Origin of the sequence: Carnobacterium alterfunditum DSM 5972 (assembly GCF_000744115.1) — a bacterium.
In the GTDB taxonomy this organism is placed as follows: Bacteria; Bacillota; Bacilli; order Lactobacillales; family Carnobacteriaceae; genus Carnobacterium_B; species Carnobacterium_B alterfunditum.
The window spans coordinates 1-6,445 of the sequence record NZ_JQLG01000007.1 but is presented as its reverse complement, the minus strand read 5'-3'; the positions used below and the strand labels follow the sequence as shown (position 1 = coordinate 6,445).

The 6,445-nt window shown below is 31.4% G+C and carries 8 protein-coding genes; all 8 read right to left on the bottom strand.

Going from position 1 to position 6,445, the window contains the following annotated elements; all coding sequences use genetic code 11:
* Nucleotides 1–55: 55 nt before the first annotated feature.
* Nucleotides 56–577 carry a hypothetical protein gene (locus BR50_RS12325; protein WP_081884529.1) on the bottom strand — a complete coding sequence of 174 codons (522 nt, stop codon included), beginning with the start codon at nt 575–577 and terminating at the stop codon, nt 56–58.
* Nucleotides 578–695: 118 nt separating this feature from the next.
* The gene (locus BR50_RS12320; protein ID WP_034549294.1) at nt 696–1,109 is read right to left on the bottom strand and encodes a SprT family zinc-dependent metalloprotease; all 414 of its coding nucleotides are present in this window, start codon (nt 1,107–1,109) and stop codon (nt 696–698) included.
* Nucleotides 1,110–1,132: 23 nt separating this feature from the next.
* Entirely contained in the window at nt 1,133–2,140 is a 1,008-nt protein-coding gene (locus BR50_RS12315) for a replication initiation protein (RefSeq protein WP_034549291.1), read from the bottom strand.
* 907 nt (nt 2,141–3,047) lie between these two features.
* Nucleotides 3,048–4,244 (bottom strand): MobV family relaxase, encoded by a 1,197-nt coding sequence (mobV, locus tag BR50_RS12310; RefSeq protein WP_282916234.1) that lies wholly within the window; start codon nt 4,242–4,244, stop codon nt 3,048–3,050.
* A 295-nt stretch (nt 4,245–4,539) separates the two neighbouring features.
* Nucleotides 4,540–4,710: a hypothetical protein gene (locus BR50_RS12825; protein ID WP_156097513.1), complete on the bottom strand. Its 171-nt coding sequence runs from the start codon at nt 4,708–4,710 to the stop codon at nt 4,540–4,542.
* A 695-nt stretch (nt 4,711–5,405) separates the two neighbouring features.
* Complete coding sequence (locus BR50_RS12305; protein WP_051905857.1) at nt 5,406–5,669, bottom strand: hypothetical protein; 264 nt, start codon at nt 5,667–5,669, stop codon at nt 5,406–5,408.
* On the bottom strand, nt 5,669–5,992 hold the full coding sequence (locus tag BR50_RS12300; RefSeq protein WP_034549283.1) for a type II toxin-antitoxin system Phd/YefM family antitoxin: 324 nt from the start codon (nt 5,990–5,992) through the stop codon (nt 5,669–5,671). Before BR50_RS12300 ends, BR50_RS12305 begins: the two co-directional genes overlap by 1 nt.
* Before the next feature lie 154 nt (nt 5,993–6,146).
* Entirely contained in the window at nt 6,147–6,332 is a 186-nt protein-coding gene (locus BR50_RS12295) for a hypothetical protein (RefSeq protein WP_034549305.1), read from the bottom strand.
* Nucleotides 6,333–6,445: the final 113 nt, after the last annotated feature.

Sequence of the window (6,445 nt, the reverse complement as noted above, 5' to 3'; positions counted from 1 at the left end):
TTTTTTTTTGTCACTCTCCAATACATGATTCCATTTTAAAATATGACACAATCGGCTATTCCTTTTTACTAAATAGGCGACTAAAGAACCCTTTTTTTACTTGTAGTGGTTCTGGTTCGGTTTTCTTTTCAGTTGCAGCGTTAGAAACAAATTGATCCGTTTGGCTGAGATCTTCTTCTACTTTTTTGCTTGATTCTAACTGCAATTTTTCAATTTGCTTATTAGTTTGTAAGGTAAGACGTTGTTGCTGGTCCAATAAATTTTGTTGTTCTTTTAATAGATTTTGAAGCATATCTATCTGCTTGTCTTTAGCTAAAAGCTGTTCTTGATAGAAATGTGAGTCGTAAACTTGGTTATCGTTATTCTGGAAATTAGTTTGCTTATTAGTTTGCGATTGGTTTTTTTTAACCGAAATAAACATTGATTTAATAGCTTTTTGACCTTCTTCGCTTATCACAAACTGGTTTCCGATTTTCGCAAACCATTTCTTCTTTTGTGTTTCTGTTACTTTTTTCGAAATTGCTGTTTTACTCACACCTATTTCTTCGGATAATTCTTTGATTGTTTTTTTACTCATGTTAACTCTCCTTATTATGCCTTCTTTCTATTACTGGACAGGTTTATATCCTATACATACCACTATAATTTTGACTTTTTATGAATAAAATTTTATAGATTAAAAGAATAGCTTGAACTTAACTAAATAGAGCATAATTTAAAAAAATATTATAGTTGCTGTAAAGTAAGTTTCTTACAAGTTGATTTTCAAACCACTCATCTCCATCGTCAAAATCTTTATCAAGTTTCCACCCGATGTAATGCAAAAATTCATGTTGAATGGTTCCTTGAATATCTATTGGTTTATTCTTTTCTAAAAAATCTTTAGAAATAACTATTTTTTGGGGAACATCTTCAGACGAAGAAAGCATATAACCAGATTGGTTATTTTTTAAAAGAGAATCTTCTTTTTTAGTATTTAAAAATATAGGTATATCAATCTTTACACCATACTGGCTAACAGCCCATTCTTTTGATTGTCTAACTAAATTGTAAAATAGGTGTATTTTTTTTCTATTCTCTGATTTTCTTTTTCGTGACTTGTAACTCATTTTATACGCTCCTATTTAAATAATTAATTTTTAAGCCAATTAAACAACGGAACTTTAGGATTAAGAGGTTCTTTCCCTTCCGTTTCGAGTAGAAAATTTAAAGCTTCTAAGTCGTCATTTGCTTTTTTAGTAAGTTTGCTACAATGATCAGCTGTTAAGCCTACTTCTTGGTCTAAGTAACGAGCTCTCATTGACTGAAAATCTCGGATGATAGCTAAAGCTCTTTCTCTATTCGTTTTATCATTAATTTCTGCATACATTAATATATCGTTCAAAACTACATCTGCCATACTAAATAATATATCAATTTGCTTCTGAGAAGCTTTTGAAATTCCTTTACCAGTACTCCAAATCAATTTGAATCCAGTAATTGAACGACCTTTTTTTATCTCTTCATACTTCACTTCTAACTCGGTAAATTTATTGATTTCAGCAATCGCGACATCGAGAACATATTTTTTCAGAAGTCCAGTATTTTCACGATAACTTTTCTTTTCCTCGACACCAAAAATTTCCATGATAGTATCTTTTGTAAAAGACTTATACCAACAACCGTATGACCCCCTCAAGTAATCATACAAAGTCCAACTAAACCCACTTTTGAATTTCGCAGTGACAGTCAAGTCAGTCAGGACATACCTATCTTTCAAGTCCAATATATGCGGTGTGATTTCTGGATCCCATAGAAACGTAAAGGTGCCATTGTCATATTTCATTTTCCTAAAAACATTCCAGTATTCGAATGAGTCCTTCTCTAAATCTTCCAATCCTGCTTGAATGCTTAGTATTCTTTGAGCGTCAACCTTTGCATGCTTAGTTTGATATTTCTCAATGCCAAATTTCTTCTCGAAATCAGCCTTAATAAAAGTTGTCGACCCATCTTTTTGTGTAGAATAAATCGCATAGGACAGCAACTGCATTTGGTTCAAGGTCAAACCTTGATTAAGTTTTGAGGTTGATAGCTCATTGCTTTTTTTAATACTATCTTCATTGCTAATAAGAAATTCCTTTTTATTTCGTCTTCCGGCCATAGGAACACCCCCCTGATTCGTTATGTAAGTTAATATTAACGCAACTTACATAACGAATCAATATAAATATGTTTTTAATTTTCAACTTACAGTAAGAAGGATAAAAAACTTTCGATAGAGGGATAAAAAACTTTCAATAGAGGGATAAAAAACTTTCAATAGAGGGATAAAAAACTTTCAATAAAGTCTATAAACCTTTGGTAAATATGCGTTTATAGCGACCTTAAAGGTAATAAAGTTAATGAATTTAATAAAAAGTAATAAATACGCAGGCGCGCACGAAAAAAAGTATTGGTTAAAAAATAGTGGTAACTGCTATACTTATTTAGCTGTCACCTTTTTAAGCTGAACTCTTCAGCAAGAAAGGAGGCTTTATTGTGAATATCCTTTTTGACGTCTTACTTGGAGTCCTGATTAATGTCATTGCCCATGGCATAATTAAATGGCTAGATTCCAAGGACAAAACTGACAGCTAACCTGCCCGTATAAAAAAATACGAAAAAAAAGACCAGTGGGTTGCCCCCCACTGGTCTTTGGCTTTATCGTGAATATCTTTTTGTATCTTTATTATCGCATATAACAATTTAAAATCAAGTGACAGATCAGTTAAAGGAAATCTTGCTTCGCAAGCTAAAAAGCATCTTAGAAGGTCAAAAGAAGTCGCTTCGCTCCATTTGCAATGAAGAGAGAGGGTAATGTGAGAACTTTTAGTAGAAACGCTAAAAAGCTTGTTTTAACTAATATGTAAATGAGTATATAGCTCACTTCGTTCGTGCAGGGCAAGCCCTACATACCCAAGTACTTATAAAAAGACAAATAAGCACGTTTAAACAGTTTTATAATCACTCACTAGTATTTATGTGCAAACAGACTTAAAACGTCTTAGAAACGATTTTTGAGCCCTTATTTAACGTGATAAGTCATCTCTACTTGCTTTCCTAGAAGTTTTTTGCTGTTTTTCTTGTTGTTTCTCTTGAAACCCTGCATACACTCCATCTAAATTTTTACCAAAAGCTTGTTTAACATATTCTTTTGCAAAGCTCCATTGATCCGTAAATTTTTCTATAAATGAATCAAGCTTTTTTTGAACTGAATTAAGTTGTTTATGCGTTTGTTTAAGCCTTTCGCTTAAGTCTTTAGTTAAAGCTTTTTCATTTTCTAATTGTCTTTCTAAAACTATTTTTCTAGTATTTTCCTTATCATATTTTTTAGTTGCTAAAAGAGAAAAACTAGCAGCTTTTTCTAACTGTTCTAAATCGCTAGTTTTAACGACTGAGTAACCTCTTTTAAGAAGGACAGGCTTCTTTTCTATTTCATGATTTTCACGATATCCAAATCGCGTTAAGTCACTTTCTTTAACTTTAAATTCTTTGTCTGCACTAATAACTTTTGCAACCAGACCATCATATCCTTGTTCTAAATCCCCGTATTCTTTTTTTAATTTTTTTAATTCTGATTGGGAAACTTGATTTTTCCCATTTAATTCTTGTTCTATTTCTTTAAGATTTTTAAGTTCAGTACGGTCTTTAAGCTTTTTATATTCGTCTACTGTTAAATGTTTTTTATTCGAATGTTCCTGCCCACGTTCAATATCAAAACCGCCCTCTTTTAAATATTTCGGGAAATCTTCTTGAATGGTTTGCAAAGCTTGACGGTCAAAGACTGTTTTAGCAGATAAGCGTTTATCTTTTGTAAAAGGTACAATTCCTAAGTGCATATGTGGAGTGTTCTCGTCCATATGTACTTGAGCATATCGGATATTTTGATCCCCATATTTTTGCCCAAAATAAGCTCTAGCACTACGAAAAAAGCTCGCTGTTTGGTCTTCGTCTAAATCTTTAAAAAAAGCAGTATCACTTGAAATAATCCATTCACTTACTAGTACAGCATCTTTCCGAATAGCTCGAGGACTCGCTTTATTTTCGTTAATATATTTTTCAATATCGGTTTTATAATTATAAGCTCTACCAACTAAATCATATTTCAAATGAGAACGTGATAAATCAATATCTTTATTCGAGTGATTTTCTATCCTTCGTCGGTTATGATTTCCAATTCCGATTAAATTAGGAGCTTTCATTTTTTGCATTCTAGCGACTATCATAGACATAAAAAGAACCTCCTGTTGTTGGTCTTGATTTGGTACGACTTCCATGCAAAGTATAACCCACTATACTTTACGTCGTAAAGTGTGGTCTCTGCGAGGCTAAAAACTGTCTGTCCACTCTGCCCCTTTTTTCGCCTTTAGGCTGAAAAGGTTCGACGTGAACAGGCACGAAAAACGTCGGAATAGCCGACTATTTTTTTCATGCAAAACAAAAAAATCCCCTTAGCCTTTTTGGCAGGGGACTTTTCTTAAACCAATTAGTCGACACTCACAATCGACAGCAGAAAATTAATCAGATCAATGCCTGCGAACTGTCTATTTTGGGTAGACTCATTTCAGCAATAAAATATAAGCCAAAAAAGAAGCCGGTCCCGTTTTCCTGCGGAACAAATCCTGATAATTTTGCTGATTTTTCTACGTTGTTTTGTTCATCAACTGTTATAACTGTCACTTCATCTTTCAAGAAAAAATCCCAACCATTTATGTGGTTGGAATTTTAGTATCCTATGCAATTGAAACATCAGAGGTATTAATTTTTCCATTCGCTATAGCCATTTAAAATAATTATATATATTACATACATGCAGGGACTAAATATAGCAAATAGGATTATCTTTATAATCCAACTTACTGTCGAAAATATAGCCCCAATAAGTATATACAGCATAAAAAAACAAATACGGAAATTACTAACAATAAAATAATTAAAATAAAATTTTTAATTATTTTATTGTTAATCTTTAAAACAGCTGATAATATTTCTTCAAAAAAAATTAAAATGAATTCCATTTAAAAGCTCCTTTTAAAAATCTATCCATCCATTATTTATATTTTTATCATTCTTGTCAATTAAGTTAGCAATTGCTACTGCTGATTTAGAAAGTCCTTTTGCTAATACTTGATATCGCTTTATCTGGAATGAGGCACTATCTCGATAACCTATTTTATAAGAATGACAATAGATAAAATAAAATCAGCAATTAAATGAATCCTATTTTTAATACATGAAATTAGATAAAATCATGTATTGAAAAAGAGAGGTAGCCGCTTATTTTTAGTAGCTGCCTCTCTTAAAATTAGATCTTTAAAAGCTTTTTTGTTGCAATTTCAGAGATGCTTTTTTCGTCTTTTTTCAGCGGTTAAAAATACTTTTTCTTCTTATCTTTTGCCGATGGCTACAATCTCAATAATTTCTATACGATTGTCTGTTGTTGGTTTAAAGATGAGACGAATGCCTAATTTTTGGTTCTTTAATTCTTTAAAACCGGCTAATTTCGAATACGTTGTATTTCCAAGATCTTTCCCAATTTCAGATCCTCGGATCTTTAACCGTTCTCCAGCAGCATCTACCCATTGTTTTAACATGCCGTCTAATTTTTTATAGTCTTTTTCTGCTTCTTTCCAAAAAAACACTTTTGCCATTAATCAAATAGATCCTTATCGGATAAAGCAGCAAATGGGTTATGCTCTTGATTTGATTCGATCACTTCAGTAGCTGAAATAAGTTCGCCTGGTCCGGCTGTTACTCGATCATTTAATTGACTATAAAATAGTTTATTTTCCATTTCGTTGTAATCATTCACTAATTTTTCATACACGGCATTACTGAGAATAACAGCTTCAGGTTTATTATGGTTAAAAATAAAGGTTGGTTCTCCTGTTTTACTCGTGTCTTTTATAATTTTTGAAAAGTCTTTTTTAGCTTCTGTGATCGATTTTGTTTTTACATCTAACATTTTCAACATACGAAGCACCTCACTTTTTTATTTGTATAATTATTGTAACACGAAAAAAACCTTAATTAAAGTCTTAATAAAGGTCTTAATAAAGGTCTTTTTTATATTTTTAAATACATGAAAATGCTTAGAATAGTGTATCTAGAATGCTATTAAATTAGATTCATTTTTTCTTCGCAATTTTTTGTGCTACAGCGTGTATAACTAAAATAAACAGAAAAAGAAAAACAAATAGAGATAAATAATTAAATATTTTATTTGAAATTAGTGGGTCAAGAATAGTATTGAAAAGAATTAAACCAATAAAAACACTGATACCATATGTAAAACCACTTTGTAAGTTAGACAATTAAAGTTTCCTCCTCTATATAATTAATTTTAGTGTACCTTAATTGAAATTGACAATTAAGGTACACTAAAAATTTCAATACACGAGATTACATAGAATCATGTATTGTAGGT